1 protein-coding gene is annotated in these 328 nt (G+C 63.1%); it reads right to left on the reverse strand.

Annotated features, from left to right (window positions below; translation table 11 throughout):
• On the reverse strand, positions 1–328 hold a 328-nt coding region (locus KVS69_RS19150; RefSeq protein ID WP_217539548.1), incomplete at both ends, for a TonB-dependent receptor plug domain-containing protein.

The raw sequence follows: 328 nt of genomic DNA on the forward strand, positions 1-328 counted from the left end.
AGGGTTCGGTCAGGAAAAGGCCGTAGCCGGCGGCGGGCTGCCGGAGGTTGTCGCGGAAGACGCCCGTATTCGTGACGTTGGAACCGCGCACGAAAAAGGAATCATACCGAGGATCGGCGCCATACGCGTTCACCCTTGCTCCCGGTGTATAGGCGATGGCGTCCAGAAGCGATTGCGGATTGCGGTCCTCGATCTGCTTTTCGGTGACGGACGATATGGTCTGCGGCGTCTCGACGAAGGGAGTATCGGCCTTGGCGCCGGTGGCGCTGCTCTTGCCGACGTAGCCATCGGCATCGATCACGCCGCCGCTGCCTCCGTCCAGCACGAT

It is taken from the genome of Stenotrophomonas sp. GbtcB23 (assembly GCF_019091045.1).
Lineage (GTDB): Bacteria > Pseudomonadota > Gammaproteobacteria > Xanthomonadales > Xanthomonadaceae > Stenotrophomonas > Stenotrophomonas rhizophila_A.